This is a genomic window from Variovorax sp. dw_954 (assembly GCF_018449755.1).
Classification (GTDB): Bacteria; Pseudomonadota; Gammaproteobacteria; order Burkholderiales; family Burkholderiaceae_C; genus Variovorax.
Window position 1 is genome coordinate 137,136 of the sequence record NZ_JAAVVD010000004.1, and the last position, 25,923, is coordinate 163,058.

Annotated in this window: 26 protein-coding genes; 5 read left to right on the forward strand and 21 right to left on the reverse strand. The window is 67.8% G+C overall.

Annotated elements, in window-relative coordinates; translation table 11 throughout:
* Entirely contained in the window at window positions 1-309 is a 309-nt protein-coding gene (locus HB681_RS08890) for a DUF485 domain-containing protein (RefSeq protein ID WP_213954441.1), read from the forward strand.
* Window positions 306-2,090 (forward strand): cation acetate symporter, encoded by a 1,785-nt coding sequence (locus HB681_RS08895; protein WP_213954442.1) that lies wholly within the window; start codon window positions 306-308, stop codon window positions 2,088-2,090. Before HB681_RS08890 ends, HB681_RS08895 begins: the two co-directional genes overlap by 4 nt.
* 32 nt (window positions 2,091-2,122) lie before the next feature.
* Here HB681_RS08895 and HB681_RS08900 read toward each other — a convergent pair whose 3' ends face one another.
* The 5 genes from HB681_RS08900 to HB681_RS08920 form a co-directional block, all read right to left on the reverse strand.
* Window positions 2,123-2,767: a peroxiredoxin gene (locus HB681_RS08900; RefSeq protein WP_213954443.1), complete on the reverse strand. Its 645-nt coding sequence runs from the start codon at window positions 2,765-2,767 to the stop codon at window positions 2,123-2,125.
* A 45-nt stretch (window positions 2,768-2,812) separates the two neighbouring features.
* Window positions 2,813-3,445, reverse strand: coding sequence for an alkylhydroperoxidase domain protein (locus HB681_RS08905; RefSeq protein WP_213954444.1), 633 nt, complete (start codon window positions 3,443-3,445; stop codon window positions 2,813-2,815).
* Complete coding sequence (locus HB681_RS08910) at window positions 3,442-4,110, reverse strand: CMD domain protein (RefSeq protein WP_213954445.1); 669 nt, start codon at window positions 4,108-4,110, stop codon at window positions 3,442-3,444. The genes HB681_RS08905 and HB681_RS08910 overlap by 4 nt, the downstream gene beginning before the upstream one ends.
* Complete coding sequence (locus HB681_RS08915; protein WP_213954446.1) at window positions 4,107-5,195, reverse strand: putative FMN-dependent luciferase-like monooxygenase; 1,089 nt, start codon at window positions 5,193-5,195, stop codon at window positions 4,107-4,109. Before HB681_RS08915 ends, HB681_RS08910 begins: the two co-directional genes overlap by 4 nt.
* 126 nt (window positions 5,196-5,321) lie before the next feature.
* Entirely contained in the window at window positions 5,322-6,959 is a 1,638-nt protein-coding gene (locus HB681_RS08920; protein WP_213954447.1) for a rhodanese-like domain-containing protein, read from the reverse strand.
* Between the two features lie 203 nt (window positions 6,960-7,162).
* Here HB681_RS08920 and HB681_RS08925 point away from each other — a divergent pair, with 203 nt between their 5' ends.
* Window positions 7,163-8,110: a fatty acid desaturase gene (locus tag HB681_RS08925; RefSeq protein WP_213954448.1), complete on the forward strand. Its 948-nt coding sequence runs from the start codon at window positions 7,163-7,165 to the stop codon at window positions 8,108-8,110.
* Between the two features lie 416 nt (window positions 8,111-8,526).
* On the opposite strand, the gene HB681_RS08930 is transcribed toward HB681_RS08925, so the two are convergent.
* The 10 genes from HB681_RS08930 to HB681_RS08975 all read right to left on the reverse strand — a co-directional run bounded on the left by HB681_RS08930 (window position 8,527) and on the right by HB681_RS08975 (window position 17,697).
* Window positions 8,527-9,414: a VOC family protein gene (locus HB681_RS08930; RefSeq protein WP_213954449.1), complete on the reverse strand. Its 888-nt coding sequence runs from the start codon at window positions 9,412-9,414 to the stop codon at window positions 8,527-8,529.
* A gap of 12 nt (window positions 9,415-9,426) precedes the next feature.
* Window positions 9,427-10,185 (reverse strand): ABC transporter ATP-binding protein, encoded by a 759-nt coding sequence (locus tag HB681_RS08935; protein WP_256354219.1) that lies wholly within the window; start codon window positions 10,183-10,185, stop codon window positions 9,427-9,429.
* Between the two features lie 98 nt (window positions 10,186-10,283).
* Complete coding sequence (locus tag HB681_RS08940) at window positions 10,284-11,156, reverse strand: ABC transporter ATP-binding protein (RefSeq protein ID WP_213954451.1); 873 nt, start codon at window positions 11,154-11,156, stop codon at window positions 10,284-10,286.
* The gene (locus HB681_RS08945; RefSeq protein ID WP_213954452.1) at window positions 11,140-11,718 is read right to left on the reverse strand and encodes an OsmC family protein; all 579 of its coding nucleotides are present in this window, start codon (window positions 11,716-11,718) and stop codon (window positions 11,140-11,142) included. The genes HB681_RS08940 and HB681_RS08945 overlap by 17 nt, the downstream gene beginning before the upstream one ends.
* A 23-nt stretch (window positions 11,719-11,741) precedes the next feature.
* Complete coding sequence (locus HB681_RS08950; RefSeq protein WP_213954453.1) at window positions 11,742-13,571, reverse strand: ABC transporter permease; 1,830 nt, start codon at window positions 13,569-13,571, stop codon at window positions 11,742-11,744.
* A 23-nt stretch (window positions 13,572-13,594) separates the two neighbouring features.
* Complete coding sequence (locus tag HB681_RS08955; protein WP_213954454.1) at window positions 13,595-14,764, reverse strand: ABC transporter substrate-binding protein; 1,170 nt, start codon at window positions 14,762-14,764, stop codon at window positions 13,595-13,597.
* A gap of 167 nt (window positions 14,765-14,931) precedes the next feature.
* Entirely contained in the window at window positions 14,932-15,291 is a 360-nt protein-coding gene (locus tag HB681_RS08960) for a hypothetical protein (protein ID WP_213954455.1), read from the reverse strand.
* 11 nt (window positions 15,292-15,302) lie between these two features.
* The gene (locus HB681_RS08965; RefSeq protein ID WP_213954456.1) at window positions 15,303-16,130 is read right to left on the reverse strand and encodes a MetQ/NlpA family ABC transporter substrate-binding protein; all 828 of its coding nucleotides are present in this window, start codon (window positions 16,128-16,130) and stop codon (window positions 15,303-15,305) included.
* 33 nt (window positions 16,131-16,163) lie between these two features.
* Window positions 16,164-16,826, reverse strand: a complete 663-nt coding sequence (locus tag HB681_RS08970) for a methionine ABC transporter permease (protein ID WP_213954457.1) — start codon at window positions 16,824-16,826, stop codon at window positions 16,164-16,166.
* Complete coding sequence (locus HB681_RS08975) at window positions 16,819-17,697, reverse strand: methionine ABC transporter ATP-binding protein (RefSeq protein ID WP_213954458.1); 879 nt, start codon at window positions 17,695-17,697, stop codon at window positions 16,819-16,821. Before HB681_RS08975 ends, HB681_RS08970 begins: the two co-directional genes overlap by 8 nt.
* A 223-nt stretch (window positions 17,698-17,920) precedes the next feature.
* Here HB681_RS08975 and HB681_RS08980 point away from each other — a divergent pair, with 223 nt between their 5' ends.
* Both HB681_RS08980 and HB681_RS08985 read left to right on the forward strand, forming a co-directional pair.
* Window positions 17,921-18,730 carry a MetQ/NlpA family ABC transporter substrate-binding protein gene (locus HB681_RS08980; protein WP_213954459.1) on the forward strand — a complete coding sequence of 270 codons (810 nt, stop codon included), beginning with the start codon at window positions 17,921-17,923 and terminating at the stop codon, window positions 18,728-18,730.
* A 16-nt stretch (window positions 18,731-18,746) separates the two neighbouring features.
* Complete coding sequence (locus HB681_RS08985; protein ID WP_345944649.1) at window positions 18,747-19,724, forward strand: ketopantoate reductase family protein; 978 nt, start codon at window positions 18,747-18,749, stop codon at window positions 19,722-19,724.
* 207 nt (window positions 19,725-19,931) lie between these two features.
* Here the strand turns inward: HB681_RS08985 and HB681_RS08990 are convergent, their stop codons facing one another.
* The 6 genes from HB681_RS08990 to HB681_RS09015 form a co-directional block, all read right to left on the reverse strand.
* Window positions 19,932-21,869: a family 2A encapsulin nanocompartment cargo protein cysteine desulfurase gene (locus tag HB681_RS08990; RefSeq protein ID WP_345944655.1), complete on the reverse strand. Its 1,938-nt coding sequence runs from the start codon at window positions 21,867-21,869 to the stop codon at window positions 19,932-19,934.
* A gap of 54 nt (window positions 21,870-21,923) precedes the next feature.
* Window positions 21,924-22,856, reverse strand: a complete 933-nt coding sequence (locus tag HB681_RS08995) for a family 2A encapsulin nanocompartment shell protein (protein WP_213954460.1) — start codon at window positions 22,854-22,856, stop codon at window positions 21,924-21,926.
* Between the two features lie 60 nt (window positions 22,857-22,916).
* Entirely contained in the window at window positions 22,917-23,189 is a 273-nt protein-coding gene (locus HB681_RS09000; RefSeq protein WP_213954461.1) for a helix-turn-helix transcriptional regulator, read from the reverse strand.
* Window positions 23,190-23,363: 174 nt separating this feature from the next.
* Entirely contained in the window at window positions 23,364-24,290 is a 927-nt protein-coding gene (epsC, locus tag HB681_RS09005) for a serine O-acetyltransferase EpsC (protein WP_213954462.1), read from the reverse strand.
* Between the two features lie 33 nt (window positions 24,291-24,323).
* A complete protein-coding gene (locus HB681_RS09010) occupies window positions 24,324-24,803 on the reverse strand; it encodes a rhodanese-like domain-containing protein (RefSeq protein WP_213954463.1) in 480 nt (159 codons plus the stop codon).
* 155 nt (window positions 24,804-24,958) lie between these two features.
* Complete coding sequence (locus tag HB681_RS09015) at window positions 24,959-25,921, reverse strand: aliphatic sulfonate ABC transporter substrate-binding protein (RefSeq protein ID WP_213954464.1); 963 nt, start codon at window positions 25,919-25,921, stop codon at window positions 24,959-24,961.
* Between the last annotated feature and the right edge of the window lie 2 nt (window positions 25,922-25,923).

Here is a 25,923-nt window from a genome sequence, read left to right on the forward strand (position 1 = left end):
ATGCAAGACGACCTCACGACGCGCATCCTGCGCGATCCGAACTACCAGGAGCTCAAGTCGACGCGCTCGCGCTTCGGCTGGTGGCTGGCCGGCGCGATGATGATCGTGTACTACGGCTTCATCCTGCTGGTGGCATTCGACAAGACTTTCCTGCTGACGCGGCTCGGCGCAGGCGTCACCACGATCGGCATGCCGCTCGGGCTCGGCGTGATCGTCTTCACCGTCGTCATCACCGGCATCTACGTGCACCGCGCCAATGGGCGCTACGACGCGCTGACGGCCCTCATCGCAAAGAAGGCGCGGACATGACCCACCCCCGAACGCGCCTGCGGCGCCTCACCCTCGAGGGGGCGCACCCAGCGGCCCGGCAAAGCCGGTTCCGCGGGTGCCCACGAACATGTTTCGCAGCGCTCGCACTGATTTCCTCCTTCGCGCAAGCAGCCGGGGCGGACTTGGGCCAGCTCGAGAAACAGCCGACCAACTGGACCGCGATCAGCATGTTCGCGGCCTTCGTCGTCGGCACCTTGTTCATCACCAAGTGGGCGGCGGCGAAGACCAAGAGCGCGGCGGACTTCTACACCGCGGGCGGCGGCATCACCGGCTTCCAGAACGGCATGGCCATCGCGGGCGACTACATGTCGGCCGCATCCTTCCTCGGCATCTCGGCCGCGGTGATGGTGGGCGGCTTCGACGGGTTGATCTACTCGATCGGCTTTCTCGTCGGCTGGCCGGTCGTCACCTTCCTGCTGGCCGAGCGGCTGCGCAACCTGGGCAAGTTCACCTTCGCCGATGTGGCGGCCTTCCGCTTCGGGCAGACGCCGGTGCGCGTGTTCGCGGCGTCGGGCACGCTGGTGGTGGTGGCCTTCTATCTCATCGCGCAGATGGTCGGCGCGGGGCAGCTCATCAAGCTGCTGTTCGGGCTGGAGTACTGGATCGCGGTGGTGATCGTCGGCGCGCTGATGATGGTGTACGTGCTCTTCGGCGGCATGACGGCCACGACGTGGGTGCAGATCATCAAGGCCTGCCTGCTGCTGGCGGGCGCCACCTTCATGGCCTTCATGGTGCTGTGGAACTTCGGCTTCAGTCCGGAGGCGATGTTTGCCAAGGCGGTCGATGTCAAGACCGAACTTGCGACGGCGGCGGGCCAGTCGAAGATGGACGCGGCGACCTCGGGCTTCTCGATCATGGGGCCGGGCGGCTTCATCAAGGACCCGATTTCGGCGATCAGCTTCGGCGTGGCGCTGATGTTCGGCACCGCGGGGCTGCCGCACATCCTGATGCGCTTCTTCACCGTGCCCAATGCCAAGGAGGCGCGCAAGTCGGTGCTGTGGGCGACGACGTGGATCGGCTACTTCTACGTGCTGACTTTCATCATCGGCTTTGGCGCGATCACCTTCGTGCTGACCGACACGCAGTTCCTCGACCCCAAGGGCGGGCTGCTCGGCGGCGGCAACATGGCGGCGGTGCACCTGGCCAAGGCGGTGGGCGGCAACGTGTTCCTGGGCTTCATCTCGGCGGTGGCCTTCGCGACGATCCTGGCCGTGGTGGCCGGCCTGACCTTGTCGGGCGCGTCGGCGGTGTCGCACGACATCTACGCGACGGTGGTCAAGAAGGGCAAGGCCGACAGTGCGTCGGAACTGAAGGTGTCACGCATCACCACGGTGGCGCTGGGCATCGTGGCCGTGGTGCTGGGCATCGTGTTCGAGAAGCAGAACATCGCGTTCATGGTGAGCCTGGCCTTCGCGATTGCCGCGTCGGCCAACTTCCCGGTGCTGCTGATGTCGGTGCTGTGGAAGGACTGCACCACGCGCGGCGCAGTGATCGGCGGCTTCCTTGGACTGATCTCGTCGGTCGTGCTGACCATCGTGTCGCCGGCCGTGTGGGAAGCGACGCTGGGCCATCCCGCAGGCTCTGCGCTGTTTCCGTATGCATCGCCTGCGCTGTTCTCGATGACGATCGGCTTCGCGGGGATCTGGCTGTTTTCCATCCTGGACAAGAGCGCGCGCGCCGTGAAGGACCGCGGGGGCTTTCTGAGCCAGCAGGTGCGGTCTGAGACGGGTATCGGCGCGGAGGGGGCGTCGGGGCATTGAGGCCGAGTGGCTTCAGGCGCCAGCGGCCTTCATCATCTGTTGGGTTGCGGCGTGATGCGCAGGTAGGACCGCACCGCCGTGTAGCCCTTCGGAAAGCGCTGCGCAATCTCCACCGGATCCTGAAGGCTCGGCACGATCACCACGTCGTCCCCATCGCGCCAGTTTGCCGGTGTCGCGACCTTGTGGCTGTCGGTGAGTTGCAGCGAATCGATCACGCGCAGGATCTCGTCGAAGTTGCGGCCGGTGCTGGCCGGGTAGGTGATGGTCGTGCGGATCACTTTCTTCGGGTCGATGATGAAGACGCTGCGCACGGTCGCGGTGGTGGACGCGTTCGGGTGAATCAGGTCGTACAGGTCGGCCACCTTGCGGTCGGCGTCGGCCAGGATCGGGAAGTTGACCGTGGCGTTCTGCGTGTCGTTGATGTCGCCGATCCACTGCTTGTGCTTGTCGACGGGGTCGACGCTCACCGCGATGGGCTTCACGCCGCGGCGGGCGAACTCGGTGCCCAGCGCCGCGGTCTTGCCCAGCTCCGTGGTGCACACCGGCGTGAAGTCGGCCGGGTGCGAGAACAGCACCACCCACGAATCGCCCGCCCAGTCGTAGAAGTCGATGGGGCCGTCGCTGGAGTCTTGCGTGAAGTCGGGCGCGGTGTCGCCGAGGCGAAGTGTCGTGGTCATGGAGATGCTTCCGGTTGCGTTGAACGAGTGAATGGACAAAAAAGTTCAGTGCGATGGCGATGCCGGCTCGCCCAGCGACAGCATCAGCCGGTTGGCCCAGTTGAAGAAGGCCGCGCCCTGGATCACGTCCGCGATGGCAAGGTCGTCCAGGCCCGTCGCGCGCAGCCGCGCGACGTGCGCCGGCCCGAAGGTGATCGGCGTGGCCGACAGCGCCACCGACGCTTCGACGATGGCGTTCCAGCGCTCGCCGTCTTCCTCGTCTTCTCCGAAGTGCACCTTTGTCACGCCTTCATCGAGCAGGCGCTGCACGTCCTCGCTTCGCTGCGAGAAGTGCGACGCGAAGCGCGCATGCACCGACGCGCAATAGATGCAGCCGTTGAAGCGCGAGGTGGCGGCAGCGGCAAGCTCGCGTTGCGCGCGTGGCAGTCCCGCCTCGGGGTTGTAGAAGATGTCCTTGTCGGTGCGCGTGCGCGCGCCGAGGATGTCCGGGTCGCGCGCCAGCAGCATGAAGTACGGCGACTTCGCGCGCGAGGCATCCACGAGGCCGGCGTGGTGCCGCTCGGTCAGCTCGCTCTCGGGCAGCGGCGCCAGCCAGGGCAGCCATTCGAGTTCGCGTTGCGTGAAGGCGTTGGGCGGCACGTTGGCCGGGTGGTCGATGGTGGTCGTCGTCGCGCTCATGATGCAAGCGCCTCCGCCGCCGGCGATGACGCCGCGGCTTCGTCGTGATCGCTGCTGCGCTTCAACACCTGAAGGCCCACGACCACGCGCAACTGGAACGCCAGGAAGGACACCAGTTGCGAGAGCGTGACGATGTCGGTCTCGGACCAGCCGGCATCGAGCAGCGCCTGCAAGGCCTGCGCACTCGCATCGCGCGGATGGAACACCAGCAGGTGCGCATGGACCAGCGCTGCAGACAGCCTTGCGCCCAGCACGCCGGCCGATGCCTTGCTCACGCCGTATGAAAGCCCCGGCGCATCTTCCACGCTCAACGGGCCTTCGGGGTATCGCCCGTAGGGCCCCGATGCATCACCAGCCGCCGCCTCGGCCGCGATCGCATTGATCAGCTCGCGCGAGGCGCCGTGGCTGGCCAGTCCGTCGGCATAGAAGCGCGTCGCCTGCGACTGCCCATGCAGCAGCGCCACGAAGGTCGCGACGGCAAAGCGCTGCACCAGCGTGAAGGCGTCGGCGGGCGGCGGCGATGCGGGCTCGAACAGCGCCAGGTAACTCTGCTGGCTGTGGAGGCGCGCCTGCGCGCGTCCGGCGCGCGTCGCGTCGAGCGCGTGGCCGGGCACGATGCCCGCCAGCTGGTCGATCACATCGGGTCTGGAGAGTGGGGTGGTCATGCGGCGAAGGGTTGGAGTGAGGAGGGTTGAGACAAGGAAGCGTCGGTGGGCGACTGGCCGGTCCAGCCGAGCGCAGGCGCCACGCGCGTGGCGATCAGTTCGATGCTGCGCAGGATCAGCGGATGCGGCGGGTCCACCGAATGCACCTGGAACACCATGTCGGTCACGCGTTCCAGGGCGCTGTCGGCACGCAACGATGCGATCACGTCTTCGGGCGTGCCGACGTGCACGTCGTAGCCGGCGATCAGTTCCTGCAGGCTCGCCTCCGGGCCCGGCCGGGTCGGATCGGCCAGGCGTGCCACGCCGTTGCGCAAGCCCAGCTCGGCGTAGCGAAGTGCCTCGCGACGATCGTCCGCGACGAAGACCGAGCGCGAACCCATGATGCGCGGCGCGCGGCCTTCGGGCAGTTGCTGCAGGTAGGCATCGATGATGGGATGCTGGAGTTCCGACAGAGTCGCATGCGGCGCATCGGCCGTGCGCGGCTGCGTCCGCGAGAGCATCAGGCCATCGCCGGCCGCACCCGCGCGCGCACCGCCGGCCACCGAGAAGGTGGCTTGCCAGATGCGGTCGAGTAGCTGGGGCGACGAGGGGTAGATCTGGTCGCCACCGGGCAACGGCCGCCCTGCCCATGCGTCACGCACCAGCGACAGGTGTGCGGCGAACACCTCGGCCCGCTTCTCGCTCGTCTGGCCGAAGGCAGCAAAGGCCGATGGCGTGCCGCCGGTGCCCACGCCGAACTCCAGCCGATGGCCCGACAGCAGGTCCAGCACCGCCGCGTCCTCCGCGACGCGCACCGCGTTCTCCAGCGGCAGCGTGACCACGCCGGTGCCGATGCGGATGCGGCGGGTGAGTGCGGCCACGTGCGCGAGGAAGACGAAGGGCGATGGCAGGCCGCCTTCGGCCTCGTGGAAATGATGCTGCGCGACCCAGGCCGAATCGAAGCCGAAGCGCTCGGCATGGGCGATCTGCTCGGCGACGAGGCGGTAGCGTTCGGCGGCCGGCGCGTCGTCGAGCAGGCGGCTGAAGAAGCCGAGCCGTCGGGGCGCGCGCGGGGCTGCGTGAGGGTGTGATGAAGGAGCGGGCAAGAGCAGGTTCTCGGTGGAGGCGCGCAGGCGGCGCCGCTCGCAAAAATGCTACCGGGATCGGGCCTGTTGCATGCATCGAATTGGTCGCATGGATATCTGGTGAACAGATATGCGATGCGGGCGCTGCTATGAGGCGCGCGACGTGCCTGCGGGGTCGGGGAAGTTGAAGCGGACGGTGGGGTCGCGCATGACGCGTGCGGACAGGGCGCGCTCCCATGCGAGGTAGTCGCGCCATGCGGATTCGCGCTGGTCGGGGCGGACGCGCATGGTGGAACCCCAGTCGTCGTCGAAGGGGGTGAGCAGGTCTTGCGGCGTGTGGTCGGAGGTGGTGGGCCTGGCTTGCGCTGCCCAGGCTTGGATGCCGCCGACGAGCCAGTGGAAGGCGCGTGAATCCGGCCACGCGCGCCTGGCATCGCGGGCCGCGATGCGCGATGCGGCGCCATCTTCTGAAGTGAAAACGATGGGGCGGCCTTGCGCGACCAGCGGCGCGAGCGGGGCCATCGACGCGGGGAGCAGGTAGCGGGCGCCGGGCACATGCCGGCGTTCGAAGTCCTCGCTGGGGCCGACGTGGACGACGATGACCTCGTGCCTAGCGAGCCGGTCCTGGAGCGCTGGCGCGTCGATGCCTTGAGATACGGCGTCGTCTTCGGCTTCGCGCGTGATGTCGACTTGCGCAGGCCGGGGCGGCGCCTCGCCATCGAGCACCGCGACCTCGCATTGGTTGAACTGCCGCAACCAGAAGGCCGTGACCGCCGCACGCAGGCCATGTGTATCGTCCACCAGCACGACGCGTGCGTTGCGCGTGCCGACCAGTTGCTCGAAGTGCATGAGCACCTGGCCACCGGGCACGTGGCGCACATCGCCGGCCGCCGCGCTCGCCGCGGAGGGCACGGGGCGCACGTCGAACAGGTAGAGCGTGCGCTGCGAGTCGGCGCGCCAGCGGGCGAGTTGCGCGCCGTCGATCACCTGCAGGCCGGCGCGCGCGCGCAATCGGGCGGCGCGTTCGGCCAGCACTGGCGCGGGGGCAGGCGGCAGGTCGGCCGCCGCTTGCGCATGGCTCGCCACCGCGCCACCGTTCAGGCGCCACGCCATCACGCCGTCCTCGACGAATGCGGCATGGCGATGACCGAGCACCGCCAATGTGGTGGCGCCCAGGAGCCCTCGGGTGCGGCTGAAGCATTGGATGGCCCACAGCGGGCGATCCGCGCTGCCGTCGTCGATCGCGAAGTCCCGCAGCGCCAGCTCGGTACCGGGATGGTTGCGTGCGCCCTCGATCGACAGGAAGGCGAACTCATCGGGCGGTCGCACATCGACGACTGCGATCTGCGCGTCCGATGCGCGCAGCGCCTGCAACGCAGTCACGGACAGGACGCGCGTGGCGTAGTGCAGTCGCACGCAGTCGCCAAAGGTCTTGATCAGCGTGTTCCATCCATCGATCGACGGCAGGCCCTGCGCCGTCCAGGCCTCGAGGCCGCCTTGCAGCACGCGGACGTCTTCATGGCCGAGTCGCTGCAGCAGCGCGCAGGCTCGGTCGGCCGCCGCGCCCGGCTGGCCTGCATCGTCATACACCACGACCGTCGCGCTGCGCCGCGGCACGAAGTCGGGGACCTGCAGTTCCAGCCCGCTCAGCGGCGCGCAGCGCGCGAGGTTCAAATGCCCCGCATGAAAGGCACGCGCCTCGCTCACGTCGAGCAGCGCCAGCTCGCCATCGGCCAGGAGCAGCGCCTGCAACGCATCGGGGGCGATCGTGGGCGGGTCGGTCACTTATGCACTCTATGAGCAGCGACGCGGATCGGTCGAGCGATTTCCGCATATCCACATGCGCATTGGTCGCATGCAAACCGCGACGGGTTTCCTACCATCGACGCGCGCCCCCCTCGCTTGCCTCCTTTGCTTGACGCGCTTGCTTGAAGCCTTCGCATCCGGTCAAGCCCGATCCCGCATTTGCAGTTCCTCATCAGAGACACATGACGACCGCATCCACCGACTCGGCAACTCCTCCTCGCCAAGCACGCCCTGCCCGCCTGGTCTGGTGGCGCCACTACGAAGCGCCGACGCTGGCATTGGTGGCCGCCTGCTATGCCGCGTGGGCTGCATTAGTCTGGTGGCACGCATCGCTGCCGGGCTGGCTGCTGTTCGTGCTGGGCGGCTATGTCGCGCAGCTTCATTCGTCGCTGCAGCACGAGAGCATCCACGCGATGCGCAACCTGCCGCGCTGGCTGCGCCAGGCCATCGTGTGGCCGCCGCTGAACCTGTGGCTGCCGTATGCGCTGTATCACCGCGGGCACAGCGCGCACCACGTCAACTTTCACCTGACGCATCCGGACAAGGACAGCGAGAGCAACTACCATTCGGCGCCGGCGTGGCAGCGCTACGGGCCGTGGCGGCGTGCGCTGTACTCAGCAAACCAACTGCTGTCATTCCGCCTGCTGGCGGGGCCGGCGATGCGCCTGTGCACGCTCGTGCGCGGCGAGTGGCGCCGGGTGCGCGCGGGCGACTTCTCGCATGCGCGGATGTGGCTGGTGCACGCGCTCGGCGTGGCGGGCGTATTCGCCTTCGTGGTCGGCGTGTGCGGCATGAAGGTCTCGACCTACCTGCTGTGCGTCGTCTACCCTGGCATGATGCTGGGCCTGCTGCGAAGCTTCACCGAGCACCGCTGGAGCGACACGCCGCACGCGCGCGTGGCTATCGTGGAATCGAACTGGTGCGTGGGGCTCATGTACCTCTACAACAACCTGCATCACGTGCACCACCGCGCGCCGAGCATGCCGTGGTATGAGATCCCGCCGTACTTCCGCCGGCACCGCGCCGAGGTGCTGCAGGGCAACGGGCATTTCTACTACCGGGGCTACGGGGAGATCGTGCGGCGGTTCCTGTTCCGGCCGGTGTTCGCGCCTGTGCATCCGAAGTGGTGAAGGTGCCGACGCCTTTGTGACGGCGGCGGGCTTTCGGTTTTTCACGACGGGATAGCACGATCCGCGATGTACGGAACTCGAAAGACGCAGGTGCTGGGTTCAGCAGTGCGTGCCGAGGACACCGGGTATCTCCCTCCGCGAATGTCCCCCGGCCTTCGGCCTCCTCCTTTATTTCGCTGCGGGAGACACCCGATGCCCTCGGCACGTGGAACTGTTCGTTGCGTTCCTGAATTCGGTCGATCAACCGCAGCGCGTCTGGATCACGTCGATGGTGTGCTCTGCGCAGCGAAATAAAGGAGGAGGCCGAAGGCCGGGGGACATTCGCGGAGCAGAGTACGCCGTCGGCGTGAGCCTGCTCGCAACGCCTCCTGTTCAGTGCCACGACAGGCACGGAACGTCGCGTTCGTCGTCAGCATTCAAGCCGGTTCAGCAAGCGCGGCAGCTTGTGCGAAATGAAGGTGGGAAACCGCCGCAGCGCCTTCCAATTCGAACTCGATGCTGGCGCCGTGCGTGCGCGCGAAGGCGGGCGTTGCCGCATCTGCACGCGTGGTGCGCAGCGTCAGGTGGAACGGGCCTTCGCCGTGCGCGGCAAGCCGGCGCGCGATGGGGTCGCCGTCTTCGTCTTCGGTGCTGTCGTCTGCGTTGACCGCGCGCCGGGTCGAACTCAGCACTAGCGTGCTCTCGCCCAGGGTGATCAGCGCGATGCGGTCGTGCCGCGCATGCAGCGTCACGGCGCGGCCGACGTGCGTTCCTTGCGCCTCGCCGAGCAACGCGCGGTAGCGTGCGAGGGTTGCGTCCAGGTCCTGCACCGCGATGGCGAGGCTGGCGACGCCTGTTGCGCCGTTGGCATGCACGCGGGCATCGCCTTCGGGCACGCGCAGCGCACGGGGCGTGATGTCACCGCAAAGGAAGGGCAGGTCGTGAGTGGTGGGCCGCGCGGTCTGCCACACCAGGCGCTCGCCATCGGGACGCAGGCGGCCGCCGTCGAGCGGGCCTTCCAGCTTCAGGCCACGCTGCGCGGCCTGCGCCACCGTTTCGCCTGTGTCGGCAGGCAGCAGCGCGAAGTCGACGAGGCCTTCGCCGCGGCGCTGCAACAGTTGCCACCAGCGCTCCTGCGGCGCCGGGGACTTCCATGCGATGAGCTCCAAGTAGCTACCGTCTGCGAAAACGACCAGCGCGTTGTGCGTGCTGCGGCCCGGATGGTCGCCGCCGCGCTGCACGTTGAAGCCCAACGCGGCGTAGTCGGCGATGGTGGCCTCCAGGTCATGGACGGCGATGACGATGTGGTCGAGTCTGAGTGACATGGATGTTGGCTTTCAGGAAGCGGTGCTGGCGGCATCGCCACCACCGAGATAGGCGTCACGGATGCGCGTGTCGGTCAGCAGTTGCGCGGCCGGGCCCTGCAGCACGATGCGCCCGGTCTGCAGCACATAGCCGTAGTGCGCGATCTGCAGCGCGAGGCTGGCGTTCTGCTCGACCATGAAGACCGACACGCCCTGCCGGTTGATCTGCGCGATGAGCTCCAGCACCTTGTCGACGTAGAGCGGCGACAGGCCCATGGTCGGCTCGTCCATGCAGATGAGTCGCGGCCGGCCCATGAGGGCGCGCGCCATCGCGACCATCTGCTGCTCGCCGCCGGAGAGCGTTCCGGCCTGGAACTCGATGCGCTCTGCCACGCGCGGGAAGAGTTCGAGCATGCGCTCGAGGTCTTCCGCGATCGCCTTGCTGTCATTGCGCGCATAGGCGCCCATCAGCAGGTTCTCGCGCACCGTCATCGCGGGGAACAGTCGCCGCGCCTCCGGCACGGAGCCGATGCCGCGGCGGATCACCTGCGGGGTGCTGAGGCCGAGCGTGGACTGGCCGGCAAAACGCACCTCGCCGGAGCGCGGCTTCTGCAGGCCGAGCACGACTTTCATGGTGGTGGACTTGCCGCTGGCGTTGCCGCCGAGCAGGCTCACGATCTGGCCGGTGCGCACTTCGAGGTCGAGGTCGAAGTGGGCTTGGACGGGGCCGTAGAAGGTGTTGACCTTGCGGAGTTCGAGCAAGGGGTGCGACGTGGAGGGGCCCTGGATCATCGCCGCGGCTTCTCGGCGCGGCGTGCCCTCACCCCAGCCCTCTCCCCGCAGGGGAGAGGGAGCGGGGAAACCGGTGCGGGCGACGGTCGAGAGGATCGTCATGCGGCGAGTGCTTGCGGCGCGGGCGCAAGGGCCTTCGCCGCGATGGTCTGGCCGACGTTGCGGCTGCCCAGGTAGGCCTCGATCACCTTGGCATCGTTGCGCACATCCTGCGGCAACCCTTCGGCGATCTTGCGGCCATCGTCCAGCACCACGACGCGGTCGGACAACTGCATCACCAGGTCGAGCTTGTGCTCGATCAGCAGGATGGTCTGGCCGCGCGACTTGAGGGTGCGGATGATCTCCAGCATCTCGGCGGTCTCGCTTTCGTTCATGCCGGCGGTCGGCTCGTCGAGCAGCAGCAGGCGCGGCTGCAGCGCCAGCGCACGGGCGATCTCGACGCGGCGGCGATTCGCATACGACAGGCTGTACGCGGGATGGTCGATGCGCGGCGCCAGGCGTTCGCCGAACAGCGCGATGATCTCCAGCGCTTCCTCACGCAGCTGCGCTTCCTCTCGCGTGACCGATGGCGGTTGCACCAGGGCCAGCGCAAGTTCGGCCAGTGCGCCCACGCCCGGCACGCCGCCCAGGCGCGGACGCACCGCGCGCAGCCGCGTGTGCGCGCCGACCAGCACGTTGTCGAGCACCGTGAGGTTGGCGAACACGCGCCCGTGCTGGAAGGTGCGCGCGAGGCCGCGTTGCGCGAGCTTCGGCGCGGGCCATCCCGTGATGTCCTCGCCTTCGAAGCGCACCGTGCCGCCGTCGGGTTGGTCCAGGCCGGTGACGAGGTTGAACAGCGTGGTCTTGCCCGCACCGTTCGGGCCGATCACGCTCACCAGTTCGCCCTCGCCTACCGCGAGGTCGACCGCGTTGACCGCCGTCAAACCGCCGAAGCGCCGCGTGAGGCCCGAGACTTCAAGCAGCGAGGGCATCCGCGTCCTTGGTCGCCGCGTTGGCGGCGGTCGCTTTCGAATTGACCAGCTTGACCTCGGCGCGGATCGTCTGCGGATTGCGCAGCAGGTTGAGGATCGGGCAGGTGCGCTCCACCGCTTCGAACAGCGCGTCGATGTCTTCGCGCGGCGCCGGCGAATCGATGTTCACCGTGTAGGCGATCTCGTGCGGCCAGATCGGCGTCTGCTCATGGCCGGGCTTGCCGCCGCGCGGGTCGATGATGCCGGTCACTTCCACGTCCAGGCTTTCCAGCGGCACCTGCCGTTGCGCTGCATGGATCAGGAAGATGTGCGTCACGCAGGTGCCCAGCACGCCCAATTGCAGTTCTGGTGAACTCGGGCCGAGGTTGTAGCCGGCGAAGTCCGGCGGGCTGTCGCTGATGACCTGATGGTCGCGGATGCGCAGTCGCCGCACGCCGCTGCGGCCTTCGGCGCGCACGTTGGCCTTCAGTTGCAGCGGCTGGGCGGTGCCGGCCTCGATGGCGGCATCGCGTGCGAGCACGGCGGCGCGTTTCTCGGCGAGATAGTCGTTCAGGTGGCTCATCGAAATTTCCTTTGCATGAAGGTTCAAACAGTGCCCAGCAGGCCCTGCGGACGGAAGCGGATCAGCAGCAGCAACGCCACGCCATAGATCAACATGCGGTACTCCGCCGTCACGCGGAACAGCTCCGGCAGGCTGACCAGCGCGACCGCGCCGAGCAGCGCGCCGCTGATGTTCCCGAGCCCGCCCAGGATCACCATCGTCAGCGCGAGGATGGAGATCTGCGAGGTGAAGGTCTCGTGGTTGATGTACGAATACAGGTGCGCCGTGAAGGCCCCGCTCACGCCGGCCGCGAAGCCGCCGAAGCCGAAGGCCATCGCCTTGTAGCGATCGGGGCTCACGCCGTAGGCACGCGCGGCCACCTCGTCCTCGCGCACCGCGCGGAAGGTGCGGCCCAGGTGCGACCGCAGCAGCCGCCATTGCAGCAAGGCCAGCAGCACCATCGCGGAGAAGGAGGCCCAGTAGAACGAAGCGTTGGACGAGGCGTCGTGCCCGAACAGCGACAACGGCGGAATGCCCGAGATGCCGATCGGCCCGCGCGTCAGGCTTTCCCAATTCAGGATGGTGAGCGCCACGATCTCGCCGATGCCCAGCGTCGCGATCGACACATAGTGCCCGCGCAACCGGAACGCCGGAAAGATCAACGCGGTGCCGATCAGCGAAGTCAGCAGCCCCGCCACCACGATGCTCGTGCCCACCGGCAAGTGCAGATCCAGCACCAGCAGCGACGACGCATAGGCACCGATGGCCAGCAGCCCCGCATGCCCCAGCGAGATCTGCCCGATGGTCCCGGCCACCAGCGTCAGGCTCAGCGCCAGCGCCGCATAGAGCCACGAGTTGGTCAGCACCTGCAGCAGGTAGGGGGAAGGGTTGAACAGCGGCAGCACCGCGGCGATCACGAACAGCGCGGCCAGCAACGGCGGCGGCACGCGCCACGGCTTGCTCGGCGCGATGAAGGTGCCGGTCAGCGGCTCCGGCGGCAACGCGCGCTTGCGGCCGAACAGGCCGTTGGGCTTCCACACCAGGATGAGCAGCAGCAGCACGAAGGCGAACAGGTTGCGGTACGGCGTGCCGAACATCGCCACGCCATAGCTTTCGGTGAGCCCCAGCAGCATGCTGCCTACGACGGCGCCCGGCACGTTGCCGACGCCGCCCACCACCGTCGCGACCACGCCCTTGAGCGTCGCCTGGAAGCTCATGGCCGGGCTGATGTTGTTGTAGTACATGCCCACCAGCACGCCCGACAGGCCGCCCAGCGCGGAGGCGATGGCGAACACGCTCTGGTTGACGCGGTTCACGTCCACGCCCATCTGCTGCGCGGCGTCGCGGTCCTGCGCCGTCGCACGCACGGCCCAGCCCAGCTTGGTGAAGCGCAGGAAGCCGAACAGCAGCGCGGCGCTCGCGATGCCGATGCCGGCGATCAGCAGGTCCAGCGCGCCGATGGTGCCAGTGCCGATCTGCAGGCGCCAGTCGGGCAGCTGCGTCGGCAGCGCGCGCGGGTCGGGGCTCGCGAAGAGCTGCACCAGGATGTCGAGCACGAAGCTGATGCCGATGGTCGCGAGCAGCGGCGCGATGCGGGCAGACCCTTGCAAGGGCCGCAGTCCGACACGCTCGATCAGCATGCCGAGTGCGCCGGAGCCCAGCACCACCAGCAGCAACGTAATGGGCAGTGGCGTGTGCAGGAAGGTGATCGATGCCCAGCCGATGTACGCACCGACCGTGTAGACAGACCCGTGCGCGAAGTTGATGAGGTGCGACACCCCGAAGATCAACGCGAGGCCGACGGCCAGCATCGCGTAGATGTTGCCGATGATCAGGCCATTGACCGTGTAGTCGAAGAACGAGGTGAAGCTCATGCGCGCTCAGGGGTCGCAGTGCTTCAGCGGGCCGAAGCCACCGAGGCCTTGCCCTTCACGTCGCTGAGCGCCCACTTGCCATCCTTCACCACCAGGTCGACGCTCTTCACGCCGATCACGCGGCGCGACTGCGGATCGAAGTTGGCCTTGCCGAACACCACGCTCGGCACGTCCTTGATCTTGTAGAAGGCATCGCGCACTGCGGTGCGATCGCCCGTGGGGCCGGCCTGGTTCAGCGCGGCGGCGGCGATCTGCACGGCGTCGTAGGCATAGGCATTGAAGGCGTCGGGCTCCTTGCCGAACTTGGCCTTGAAGCGCGTGACGAAGGCCTGCACCTCGGCGCGCGGCTCCTCAGGGAAGAAGGCGGTGTTGCTGTAGACGCCGTTGACCGCCGCGCCGCCGAGCTCGATGAACTTGGGCGAGTAGACCGAGCCGCTCGCCGCGATCGGCTGCTTCAGGCCGACGTTGCGCACCTGCCCTGCGATGAGCGCGCCGTCGGGGTAGTAGGAGATCAGCACCAGGCCATCGGGGTTGGCGTCGCGCACGCGCACCAGCGTCGAGCGGAAGTCCTTCTCGTCGGGCTGGTAGCCCTCGGCGATGACCACCTGCGCACCACGCGCCTCGGCCGCCTTCACGAACACGTCGCGGCTGGTGCGGCCCCAGTCGGTGTTGAGGAACAGCACCGCCACGCGCTTGAAGCCCAGCGTGGTGACGGCCAGGTCGGCCAGCAGCGGCTGCGAGTCGGCCTGGCTGATCGAGGGGCTCCAGATGTAGTCGCCGCCCTTGGTGTAGTCGGGGTGCGAGTTGGTGAAGCCGAGTTGCACCAGGCCCGCGCGCTGGTAGATGGGCGAGGCGGCCATCGAGGCCGGGCTGGAGAAGTCGCCGAGCTCGATCTGGATGCGCTTGTCGTTGACGAACTTCTGCGCGAGGCCGACGGCCTGGCGCGGGTCGCTCTGGCTGTCCTCGAAGGTGTAGGCCAGCGGCCGGCCGTGGATGCCGCCCTTGGCATTGATGTCGTCGAGCGCGAGGTCGAAGCCGGCCTTCCACTGCGCGCCGTACTGCGCGTTCTGGCCGGTCAGCGGGCCGCTGACACCGAACCAGACGGGCTCGCCCGTGGCCGGTGCAGCGCTCGCGAGCATGGGGGCCAGCAGGATGACGCCGGCGAGGCGAAGGAAGAGTTGGCGGCTAAGCATGAGAGTGCGCTCCAGGGCAACAGGAAGACCTTGATTCTTCGATCCGCGCGCCTGCAAGGGAACGAAGAAAAAGGAGCAGGCTTAGTTGCTATCCGACTATCCGTTGCACCTCGGAACTGCAGCATCGCGGCATTGGTTCACTGCTGCATCGCCGCACCGCTGCAGCGTCACTCGTCGTCTGCGGACTCGTTGCCGGTGAGTTCGAGCATGGTCTCGATGAAGGTGTCGAGCGAGGGGAGGTCCGGCCATGCGCCGAGCGGCTTGTCGCGGCCCGGCGCGGGCGCATTGCCGGCCTTGGCTTCGATCCAGTCGCCGGGCTCGCAGAGCACGCCGGCAAAGCCGTCGCCGGCGCGCAGGTAGAGCAGGCGCGTCTTGGCGAGTGCGGCATCCGACTGCTGCCTCGCGCGCCGCCGCGCACGCGGTCGCCACGCAGCGCCCAGCTCGGCCAGGCAGCGCGCGATCTCGCTGTCGCACACATGGGTCTCGCCCCAGTTCCCTTGGGCGTCGAAGCTGACGAGTACACCCATGGCTGCCGCGCCTACTGCAGGAAAGTCGGCTTGGCGTAGCCCTGGAATTTGCTGTCCACCACGGTCTGGAAGTCCTTCGAGTGGTATGCCTCGACGATGTCCTTGGCCCACGGCGTGTCCTTGTCGGCGCGCTTCACGGCCACGACATTGAGGTAGTGGTCCGGTGTCTTCTCCAGCGCCACCGCTTCCGTCAGCTTGAGGCCCGACGAGATCGCGAAGTTGCCGTTGACGATGGCGTACTCGGTGTCGTCCAGCGAGCGCGGCAGCTGCGCGGCTTCGAGCGGGATGAACTTCAGCTTGCGCGGGTTCTCGGCCACGTCCTTCTCCGATGCGCGGATCGGGTCGATGCCCGGCTTGAGCGTGATGAGCTTGTTCTGCTCCAGCAGCACCAGCGCACGGGCCAGGTTGCTCGGATCGTTCGGCAGCGTGACGCGGTCGCCCTCCTTCGCCTCCGCGATGGTCTTGCGCTTGTGCGAGTACACACCCAGCGGTGCGATCGGGCCTTGCACCAGTTCGACGATGTCGAGCTTCTGGTCGGCCGCGAACTTCTGCAGATAGACGCGATGCTGGAAGAAGTTGGCGTCGAGCGAACCTTGGGCGAGCGCCTGGTTGGGCTGCACGTAGTCGTTGAACTCGACCAGCTTCACCTTGTAGCCCTTCTTCTCGAGGATGGGCACGATACCGGCCTTGAGCTGGTCGATGTTGGAGCCGGCGGTGCCGCCGATCACCAACTCCTTCTTGGTGGCGGGTTGTGCGTGGGCCTGCAGCGCGAGGCCGCCGACAGAGAGCACGGCGATGGAGAGGGCGAGGACGGAGCGGCGGAGGAGCGAGGTGGTCATGGAAGATCCGGTGATTGAAAGGGAATAGAGGGTTCAGCGCTTGTCGAGCCGGCGCGCCGCCGTGTTGCCGACGAACTGCAGGATCTGCACAAGCACGACCAGCAATGCGACGGTCAGCACCATCACGTCGGTCTGGAAGCGGTAGTAGCCGTAGCGGATCGCCAGGTCGCCGATGCCGCCACCGCCCACCACGCCGGCGATGGCGGAGTACGACAGGAAGCTCACCGATAGCACGGTGAACGCGAGCACCAGGCCCGAGCGCGCCTCGACGATCAGCACGCGCCAGATGATCTGCAGCTCCGACGCGCCCATCGCATGCGCCGCCTCGATGACGCCGCGCGGCACGTCGCGCAGGCACTGGTCGACGAGACGCGCGAGGTAGGGGATGGCTGCCACCGACAACGGCACCGCTGCCGCGAGCGGGCCGATCGACGTGCCGGCGATCACCCGCGTGAACGGCACCAGCGCCACCAGCAGGATGATGAAAGGAAAGGAGCGCACGGTGTTCACGATCCAGTTGAGCACCAGGAACACCGGCCTGTTGGCAAGCGACTGGCCGGGGCTCAGCAGGAACAGCAGGATGCCCAGCGGGCCACCGATCAGCAAGGCGGCGCTGAGGCCGATGCCCAGCATGAGGAAGGTCTGGCCGATGGCGATGCCCAGCTCGGGCAGGATGGCGGCGATGTTCTCAGGCATACGCCACTCCTTGCTGCGGTGCGATGTGGCGTTGCACTGCCGGGCGCGTGGCCTGCTGCGCTGCTTCGCGTTCGCGGCGGCGCACCAGTTCATCGATCTCCCGGCCCAGTGCCGTGGCACGTTCCGCCGCCGGCGGTGCATCGACCTCGAACTGCTCCACGAGCCGGCCCTGCTCCAGGATCGCGACGTGGCGGCACAGCGCCTCGACCACCGACAGCTCGTGCGTCACGATGACGATGGTCACGCCGATCTTCTGGTGGATGTCGCGCAGCGTGTCGAGCAGTGCGCGCGTGGTCTCGCTGTCGAGTGCCGACGTGGGCTCATCGCACAGCAGCACCTTCGGCCGCGGCGCCAGTGCGCGTGCGATCGCGACGCGCTGCTTCTGCCCGCCCGAGAGCTGCGCCGGGTAGCTGTCGATCTTCTCGGCCAGGCCCACCAGGTCGAGGCACTCGCGCACGCGCGCCCTGATCTCCTCGCGTGAGTGACGACCATGGATCTTCAGCGGGAAGGCCACGTTGTCGAACACCGTCGCGTTCTGGATCAGGTTGAACTGCTGGAAGATCATGCCGATCGACTGGCGCGTGTCGCGCAGTTCGCGGCGCGACAGCGTCGTGAGGTCGCGTCCGTCCACCAGCACCTTGCCGGCGTCGGGGCGTTCGAGCAGGTTGATGAGGCGCAGCAGCGTCGACTTGCCCGCGCCGCTCTTGCCGATGAGGCCGAAGATGTCGCCTGCGTGGATGTCGAGCGAAAGCGAACGCACGGCGTCGAACACCTCGCCGTTGGGGAGCTTGAAGGACTTCTGGACGGCTTCCAGGCGGATGACGGGTTGCTGCGTGCCCGGAGGGGCTTCGGCGATGGATGCGGATGTCATGAGCGATGCGGCCGCACGCTGTGCGGGCCATGCAAAGCCGCGAGTATCGGAACGCAGCGTCGGAATGGGAACGACGCAATTGGCGGGTGCTTATCTGGTCAGCGCATAAGCGGCCATGCCGCGATCGCCAAAGTTTTCCGCATATCGCTGCGCGAATTTCTTCGTTCGCGCAGGCGGCATGCGCGCGCAAAGTCGCCGCTCCATCTTCAACGATCCGTTCGCCATGCACTTCCCCTTCCGCCGCCGCACCGCCATCGCCGCCCTCTCTCTCGCCTTCGCGGTCGCGCTGCCCCTCCATGCCCAAGACAGGAAGACCGTCAAGGTCGGCGTCTCCGTCGGCAACGGCGAGCAGATCTTCGAAGTGGTGAAGAAGGTGGCGGCGCGCGACGGCCTGGCGCTCGACGTCATCGTGTTCAACGACTACCAGTTGCCCAATGCCGCGCTGGCCGCGGGCGACCTCGATGCCAACGCCTTCCAGCACCAGCCCTTCCTCGACAACCAGAACAAGGCGCGCGGCTTCGACATCGTGCCGGTGGCCCTGACCATCACCGCGCCGCTGGGCTTCTATTCGCACAAGATCAAGGCTATCGATGCGCTGCCCGACGGCGCCTCGGTCGGCATCCAGAACGATCCGTCCAACGGCAACCGCGCGTTGCTGCTGCTGCAGCAGGCCGGCCTCATCACGCTCAAGCCCGAGGCGGTGAAGAACAACACCGCCACGCCGCTCGACGTCGTGACCAATCCGAAGAAGCTCAAGCTGGTGCCGCTCGATGCCGCGCAGCTGCCACGCTCGCTGGACGACCTGACCATCGCCTCCATCAACAACGACTATGCCGAGAAGTCGGGCCTGTCGTTCGTGAAGGACGCGGTGATCAAGGAATCGCCGAAGGGGCCCTATGCCAACCTCATCGCGGTGCGCCGCGTCGACAAGGACAAGCCATGGGCGCAACAGCTGGTGAAGGCCTATCACTCGCCCGAAGTGAAGACCTTCATCGAAACCAAGTTCAACGGCGCGCTGGTGCCGGCCTTCTGACAGCGCACGCAGCCTTATGTCCAAGACGTCCGACATGAAGTTCCTCGTGGTCGGTGCCGGCGCGGTCGGCAGCTATTTCGGTGGCCGCTTGCTGCAGGCCGGGCACGACGTGAGCTTTCTCGCGCGGCCCGGCCGTGCGGCGCAGCTGGCCGCGCGCGGGCTTGCGATCCGCAGTCCAACGGGCAACCTGCAACTGCCCTCTCCAACCGTTCTCGCAAGCCGGCAGATCCAGCAGCCATACGACGTGGTCATCGTCGCCTGCAAGGCCTACGACCTCGAGGCGGCCATGGTCGACTTCGCGCCCGCGGTTGGCGCGGACACCGCCATCCTCCCGCTGCTCAACGGCATGCGCCACCTCGACCTGCTGGTCGAGCGCTTCGGGCGCCGCAGCGTGCTGGGCGGAGCCTGCGTGATCGCTGCATCGGTCGACGAGACGGGAGCCATCGAGCATGCCGGCCCGGAGCACACGCTGTTGTTCGGCGAACTCGAAGGCGAGCGCACCGCGCGCATCGACCGCATCGCGCAGGCCTTCGGGCAGGCCCGCTTCGAAGGGCAGGCCAGCGACCGCATCGTCCAGGACATGTGGGAGAAGTGGATCCACATCGCCACGCTCGCCAGCCTCACGGCGCTGCTGCGCGCCAACGTGGGCGACATCGTCAGCGCCGGCGCGCAGCACATCGCGCTGGACCTGCTCGACGAGTGCTGCCGCATCGCCGCCTTCAACGCGCATGCGCCGCGAGAGAAGGCCATCGTACGCACGCGTGCGGCCCTGTGCATGCCGGGCTCGGTGCTGACGGGATCGATGTACCACGACATCGAACGTGGCGAGCCCACCGAGAGCGAGCACATCCTCGGCGACCTGCTGCGACGCGGCCGCTGGTCCACGGCGGACACGCGCCTGCTGCCCGTGGCCTATGCGCAGTTCAGGAGCCATGAAGCGCGCCGTGCACGCGAGGCGCAGGAAGCAGCGCGACCCCGGCGCCTGGTGGCCTGAACGGAGCCCACCGCCAAACGCGCCTGCAGAGCGCCGCTCCTCAGCCATTCAAGGGGCGCGTGTGGCGAACGGTGAGCCCGGCCCATCCCTCTTCGCATGAAGCCGCACGTCGGTGCTGGCAACGTCTTGCGCGACCTCAAGAAAAAGCGGGGCCCGCAGGCCCCGCAAATCGTCGCGCACGAGCGACGAGGAGACAACCCCAATCCTTCAGCGTTTCAAAGCCCTGTGTCCCGACAGCCGCCGCACCACCGCCACCATCCGGTCGATCTCATCGAAGGTGTTGTAGAACGCCAGCGAAGGCCGCACCGTGGTCTCGACGCCGTTGCGCCGCAGGATCGGCTGCGCGCAGTGGTGCCCGGTGCGCACCGCGATGCCTTCGTCGTTCAGCGCATGGCCCACTTCCTCGGTCGTGTAGCCATCCAGCACGAAGGACATCACGCTCGCCTTGTCCGCCGCCGTACCGATCAGCCGCACGCCCGGAATCGCGCCCAGTTCCCGCATGCCGTACACCAGCAGCTCATGTTCGTAGCGCGCGATGTTCTCGATGCCGATCCTGTTGACGTAGTCGATCGCCGCGCCCAGGCCCACCGCGTCGGCGATGTTGCCGGTGCCAGCCTCGAACTTGCTGGGGATCGGCTGGAACACGGTCTTCTCGAAGGTCACGTCGGCAATCATGTTGCCGCCGCCCTGCCACGGCGGCATGTCTTCCAGCACCTCGCGCTTGCCCCACAGCGCGCCGATGCCGGTCGGGCCGAACACCTTGTGGCCGGAGAACACGAAGAAGTCGGCGCCGATGTCCTGCACGTCGACGCGCATGTGCGAGACCGACTGCGCGCCATCGACCAGCGCCACGGCACCGGCGCGATGCGCCAGCTCGACGATCTCCTTCACCGGCACCACCGTGCCCAGCGCATTCGACACCTGCGTGACGGCGACGATCTTGGTGCGGTCGTTCAGCAGCTTGCGGTATTCGTCGAGCAGCACCTGCCCCGAGTCGTCTACCGGAATCACGCGCAGCTTCGCGCCCTTGGCGGATGCGAGCTGCTGCCACGGCACGATGTTGGCGTGGTGCTCCAGATGCGACACGATGATTTCGTCGCCCTCGCGCACATGCTGGCCACCCCAGCTCTTGGCCACGAGGTTGATGGCCTCGGTGGTGCCGCGCACGAAGATCACCTCGTCCACTTCCGGCGCGTTGATGAACTTGCGCACCCGCTCGCGCGCACCCTCGTAGGCATCGGTCGCGCGCGCCGCCAGTTCGTGCGCGGCGCGGTGGATGTTCGAGTTCTCGTGCTCGTAGAAGTAGCTGATGCGATCGATCACCGATTGCGGCTTGTGCGTGGTCGCGGCGTTGTCGAACCAGACCAGTTGCCGGCCGTTCACGCGCTCCTGCAGCACAGGGAAATCGCGCCGCACGGCATGCACGTCGAAGGGCTGTCGCTGGCCTGCGGTTGCCACGGGCACGTCGCCGCCGTGCGGTGATGGCTTGGCAGGCGTGACGTAGCCGCTGGACAGGCGCACGGCGTCGACGAAGTAGTACTTCGGCTCGGTGGAAGGCGTCGGTAGCGAAGGTGCCGATGGCGATGGCTTCGCCAGCGAGCCCTGCACGTCGGCACCCTGCGGCTGCGCGAACGGGAAGTACGCCAGTTCATCGCTGATGCGCGGCGCGCTGTCGGTGCCCCGGCCGCCAGGCGATGGCTGGCCGTAGGTGTCCCCGAGGAAATAGAACGGCGATGCGCCGGCACCGGGGTGCGTCGCCGCTTGCGACGGCGTCACCGCTGCAGCCTCCGGCACGCCGATGGCGGCGGTCGCCAGGCGCGGCTCATACGCCGGCAGCGCAGCGAACACGTTGTCCGGTACGCCATTGCCGGCCACCGCATTCGGCAGTTGCGACGGCAGGCGGTTCGCGAGCGACGGCAGTTGGGTCGGCGAAGCCGGCAGCAGGTTGCTGCCCGGCACCTGGCCTTGCGGGATCGGCGTGCCGGGCACGCTCGGTCCGAAGCCCACGGGGCTCACCAGCGGCGAACCCGGCGGCGCGAGTTGCGATGGCGCCTGCGCGCCCGGCGGCACGTAGTGCCCCGGCAAGGCCGCGAACAACTGGCTCGCCATGCGCGCCAGCACCTCGGGATCGAACGGCGCCTCCACGCCGTGCGGCAGGCCGGCGCCGGTGGGGGGAGAGATTGGGCTGCTCACCGCGGCCTACTTGTAGGTGTCGGCGTAGTCGTGGTACTTGCCGACCTCGACATCGTCGAGCACGGCCAGCGCATCCGTCGTCAGAACCGCGAGCGAGCAATACAGCGAGATCAGGTAGGACGCGATCGCATGGTTGTTGATGCCCATGAAGCGCACCGACAGGCCCGGGCTCTGCTCGCCGGTGAGGCCCGGCTGGAACAGGCCGACCACGCCCTGGCGCTTGTCGCCCACGCGCAGCAGGATGATCTTGCTCTTGCCGTCGGCCACCGGCACCTTGTTCGACGGGATCAGCGGAATGCCACGCCAGGTGATGAACTGCGAGCCGAACAGGCTCACCGTCGGCGGCGGGGTGCCGCGGCGCGTGGCTTCGCGGCCGAACGCCGCGATCGCGAGCGGGTGGGCGAGGAAGAAGGCCGGCTCCTTCCAAACCTTGGTGAGCAGCTCGTCGAGGTCGTCGGGCGTGGGCGCGCCGGTCAGCGGAAAGATGCGCTGCTCTTCCGTCACCTGCGCCAGCAGGCCGTAGTCGGGGTTGTTGATGAGCTCGCTCTCCTGGTTCTCCTTGATCGTCTCGATCGTCAGGCGAAGCTGCTCCTTGATCTGGTCGTGCGGGCTGCTGTAGAGGTCGGAGATGCGGGTGTGCACGTCGAGCACGGTGCTGACCGCGTTGAGGAAGTATTCGCGCGGGTTCTCCTCGTAGTCGACGAAGGTGCGCGGCAGCTGGTTCTCTTCCTCGCGCGATGTGCAGGTGACCTTGATCGACTCGGGGTTCTTGACCTTGTTGAGGCGATAGATGCCTGCCTCCACCGGGACCCATTGCAACAGGTGCGTGAGCCAGCGCGGACTGATGGTCTCGAGCTGGGGGACGGTCTTGGTGGCATTGGCGAGCTGGCGCGCTGCGTTGTCGCCAAGGGCGGTGGTTCCACCGACTGTTGCACTCATGGGGGGCTCCGTGGGTTGAGGAAAGGACGAAGCCAGTGTCCTGTTGCCAAGGGTTATCCCTCAACAGGCTATAGCCATCAAATTGATGCGTTTGGCCAACACCTGCGACTCCAGCTCCTCGCAGCGCGCGAGCAGGCCCGAGGTGTTGAGCTTCAGCGCGTCGGCCAGCTTGCGGGCAGTGACGATCGACGGAATGACGCGGCCCCGCTCGATCTCGCCGACGTAGGACCGGTTCAGGTCGGAGTGCTCGGCCAGTTGCTCCTGCGACCAGCCCTGCTGCTCGCGCAACCGCCGCACCGCGACGCCGAAACTCTCGATGAGCGCTGCGGTCATTTGCGCCCCCACGCTCGGCACTTCGTGTCCTCGCTGCCCCCCGAGGGGGCGCGAGCTTGCTTGGGGCGGCCCGGCGCTGCGCTCATTTGCACCCCCACGCTCGGTACTTCGTGTCCTCGCTGCCCCCCCGAGGGGGCGCGAGCTTGCTTGGGGCGGCCCGGCGCTGCGCTCATTTCAAGCCCGCAACGCCAGCCGCGGCTGCGGCGCGTTCTGCAAGCTGGCCTGTGTCACGCTCGTGCCGGCAGGCACGTCGTCGGTGACCCAGACATTGCCGCCGATCGTCGCCCCTTTGCCGATGGTCACCCGTCCGAGGATGGTGGCGCCGGCGTAGATCACCACGTCGTCCTCCACCACCGGGTGCCGCGGCAGTCCCTTCTGCAGGTGGCCGGATGCATCGGTCGGAAAGCGCTTCGCGCCCAGCGTCACGGCCTGGTAGACGCGCACATGCCGCCCGATCACCGCCGTCTCGCCGATCACGACGCCGGTGCCATGGTCGATGAAGAAGCCGGGCCCGATCCGCGCGCCCGGATGGATGTCGACGCCGGTCTGGCCATGCGCCAACTCCGCCACGATGCGCGCCAGCAGCGGTAGCCCCAGCGTGTAGAGCGTGTGCGCCAGCCGGTGGTGGATCATGGCCAGCACGCCCGGATAGCACAGCAGCACCTCGTCCACGCTGTGCGCGGCCGGGTCGCCCTGGAATGCAGCCACCACGTCGCTGTCGAGCAGCCGGCGGATGTCGGGCAAGGCATCGCCGAATTCCCGCACCGCCTGCGCAGCGCGCGCATCGACCTCGTCCGCCGCGGCAGGGGCATGCCTGCCGACGTACTGCAACTCCAGCCGGGCCTGGTCCAGCAGCGTGTGCAGGGCCGCGTCGAGCGTGTGCGCGACGTAGTAGTCCTCGCCGTCCGGGCGCAGGCTGGGCGGCCCCAGGCGCAGCGGAAACAGTGCGCCCTTCAACTGCTCGACCACCACTGCGAGCGATTCGCGCGACGGGAACTCGCGTCCCGCCGGCTCGCGTGAACGCTTCTGCGCATCGCGCCATTCGCTGCGCACGCCGCGCAGGGAACTCGCGATGCGGTCGATGTCGAGGCGTGCGGGCATGGCGTCCTTTACGTTCGTTGGCCGGGATGCCGGTCAGTCCTGCACCCAGGGCAGTTGATGAAAGCGCCAGCCGTCGGCCACGCCGCGGTGCTGGTGCGCATCGATCTCGCCCTCGAAGCCTTCGAGGACGTTGTAGACGTTCGCAAAGCCGGCCTTGGCAGCGGCCTCCGCCGCCAGCGCCGAGCGCTTGCCGCTGCGGCACAGCAACAGCACCACCGCCTCCTTGCCGCCCTCCTTCGCCACCTTGGCTTCCAGCTCGCGCACGAAGCGCGGGTTGCGCGTGAGCGCGGTGCCCGTGGCCCATGGCACGTGCAGGCTGTCTGGCACATGGCCGACGAACTTGCGTTCTTCGCCGGAACGCACGTCCACAAGCACGGCCTGTGCCTGCTGCACCAGTTGCCACGCCACGAACGGCGTCACGCCGCCCGCATAAGGAAGGTTCTGCTGCGCCGCGAGGTCACGGGCCTGCTCCAGGGCGTGGGGCAATTCAAGGGTTGCTGCATCGAAATTCATGAGGGAGGTCTCCGCTTTCTTGTGGGGATCGAGGACTCGCCGCGATGATGGCGATAGACAACTTTAGGTTGGGTGCCTGCCAACTCAAACGACTGAGAATTCAGTTCTTAAGCACCGAACTGTCTATGACCGCGTTGGTGCCACGCGGCGCACATTCAAGCGCCGGGCTCGAACAGCGTCACGGCCAAGGTGTCGACGCGACGCGGCAACAGCTTCTCGGCAAGGAAGGCATCCGCGATGCGCTGCTGCTCGGCCAAGCCTGCGTGCACCACAGGGCGCACCTGGTAGCTGCGCCGCGCATTCGCCTGCTCGATGGTCGCCGCGTCCAGGCCCCACACCGGTGCGAGCACGGCGGCCGCTTCGGCCGGGTTCTGCTTGATCCAGCGACCGGCCTTCTCCAGCTCCGCGTAGACCGCGCGCAGCACATCGGGCCGCGCCTGCGCATAGCGCGTGCGTGCGAGGTAGTAGCGCTGGTACGACGCAATGCCGGTGCCGTCGGCCAGCACGCGCGCCTGCGTCTGGCGCTGCGCGGCGGCGAGGAACGGGTCCCACACCACCCAGGCGTCGATGGCGCCGGTCTCGAAGGCCGCGCGACCGTCCGCCGGCGTGAGGTAGGCCGGCTCGATGTCCTTGAACGACAGGCCGGCCTTCGCGAGCGCGGCGATCAGCAGGTAGTGCGAGCCGGCCGCCTTCGCGAAGCCGACCTTGCGGCCCTTGAGGTCCGCGACCTTCCTGATCGGCGAATCGGCCCGCACCAGGATTGCCTGCGCCGACGGCGACGGCGCCTCCTGCGCGACGAAGGTGAGCTGCGCGCCGGCGGCCTGCGCGAACACCGGCACCGTGTCGGCCACATCGGCGCTGAAGTCGAGGTTGTCGAGGTTCAGCGCCTCCAGCAAGGGCAGCCCGCTGGTGAACTCATGCCAGCTGAGCTTCACGCCCAGCGGCGCGAGGCGTTTCTCCAGCGTGCCTTGCGCCTTGAGCAGCGCGATCAGCGTCGATGATTTCTGATAGCCGAGTCGCAAGGTGTCGGAAGCCCCACCCGCCTGCGCCAGCGCCTGCGTTGCCGCGAGCGAACCCAGCAAGCCGAGCACGCCCCGGCGCGTGAATGCGTGCGCCATCG

What these genes read in the sequence shown, in the direction of transcription:
- HB681_RS08910 (WP_213954445.1), bottom strand. Translation starts at nt 4,110, where the DNA reads ATGACCACCCCACTCTCCAGACCCGATGTGATCGACCAGCTGGCGGGC.
- HB681_RS08995 (WP_213954460.1), bottom strand. Translation starts at nt 22,856, where the DNA reads ATGAGTGCAACAGTCGGTGGAACCACCGCCCTTGGCGACAACGCAGCG.
- HB681_RS08955 (WP_213954454.1), bottom strand. Translation starts at nt 14,764, where the DNA reads ATGCTTAGCCGCCAACTCTTCCTTCGCCTCGCCGGCGTCATCCTGCTG.
- HB681_RS08930 (WP_213954449.1), bottom strand. Translation starts at nt 9,414, where the DNA reads ATGTCACTCAGACTCGACCACATCGTCATCGCCGTCCATGACCTGGAG.
- HB681_RS08985 (WP_345944649.1), top strand. Translation starts at nt 18,747, where the DNA reads ATGTCCAAGACGTCCGACATGAAGTTCCTCGTGGTCGGTGCCGGCGCG.
- HB681_RS08900 (WP_213954443.1), bottom strand. Translation starts at nt 2,767, where the DNA reads ATGACCACGACACTTCGCCTCGGCGACACCGCGCCCGACTTCACGCAA.
- HB681_RS08960 (WP_213954455.1), bottom strand. Translation starts at nt 15,291, where the DNA reads ATGGGTGTACTCGTCAGCTTCGACGCCCAAGGGAACTGGGGCGAGACC.
- HB681_RS08965 (WP_213954456.1), bottom strand. Translation starts at nt 16,130, where the DNA reads ATGACCACCTCGCTCCTCCGCCGCTCCGTCCTCGCCCTCTCCATCGCC.
- HB681_RS08975 (WP_213954458.1), bottom strand. Translation starts at nt 17,697, where the DNA reads ATGACATCCGCATCCATCGCCGAAGCCCCTCCGGGCACGCAGCAACCC.
- HB681_RS08950 (WP_213954453.1), bottom strand. Translation starts at nt 13,571, where the DNA reads ATGAGCTTCACCTCGTTCTTCGACTACACGGTCAATGGCCTGATCATC.
- HB681_RS08890 (WP_213954441.1), top strand. Translation starts at nt 1, where the DNA reads ATGCAAGACGACCTCACGACGCGCATCCTGCGCGATCCGAACTACCAG.
- HB681_RS08895 (WP_213954442.1), top strand. Translation starts at nt 306, where the DNA reads ATGACCCACCCCCGAACGCGCCTGCGGCGCCTCACCCTCGAGGGGGCG.
- HB681_RS08925 (WP_213954448.1), top strand. Translation starts at nt 7,163, where the DNA reads ATGACGACCGCATCCACCGACTCGGCAACTCCTCCTCGCCAAGCACGC.
- HB681_RS09015 (WP_213954464.1), bottom strand. Translation starts at nt 25,921, where the DNA reads ATGGCGCACGCATTCACGCGCCGGGGCGTGCTCGGCTTGCTGGGTTCG.
- HB681_RS08970 (WP_213954457.1), bottom strand. Translation starts at nt 16,826, where the DNA reads ATGCCTGAGAACATCGCCGCCATCCTGCCCGAGCTGGGCATCGCCATC.
- HB681_RS08940 (WP_213954451.1), bottom strand. Translation starts at nt 11,156, where the DNA reads ATGCCCTCGCTGCTTGAAGTCTCGGGCCTCACGCGGCGCTTCGGCGGT.
- HB681_RS08905 (WP_213954444.1), bottom strand. Translation starts at nt 3,445, where the DNA reads ATGAGCGCGACGACGACCACCATCGACCACCCGGCCAACGTGCCGCCC.
- epsC (WP_213954462.1), bottom strand. Translation starts at nt 24,290, where the DNA reads ATGCCCGCACGCCTCGACATCGACCGCATCGCGAGTTCCCTGCGCGGC.
- HB681_RS08945 (WP_213954452.1), bottom strand. Translation starts at nt 11,718, where the DNA reads ATGAGCCACCTGAACGACTATCTCGCCGAGAAACGCGCCGCCGTGCTC.
- HB681_RS08935 (WP_256354219.1), bottom strand. Translation starts at nt 10,185, where the DNA reads ATGATCCAGGGCCCCTCCACGTCGCACCCCTTGCTCGAACTCCGCAAG.
- HB681_RS09000 (WP_213954461.1), bottom strand. Translation starts at nt 23,189, where the DNA reads ATGACCGCAGCGCTCATCGAGAGTTTCGGCGTCGCGGTGCGGCGGTTG.
- HB681_RS09010 (WP_213954463.1), bottom strand. Translation starts at nt 24,803, where the DNA reads ATGAATTTCGATGCAGCAACCCTTGAATTGCCCCACGCCCTGGAGCAG.
- HB681_RS08980 (WP_213954459.1), top strand. Translation starts at nt 17,921, where the DNA reads ATGCACTTCCCCTTCCGCCGCCGCACCGCCATCGCCGCCCTCTCTCTC.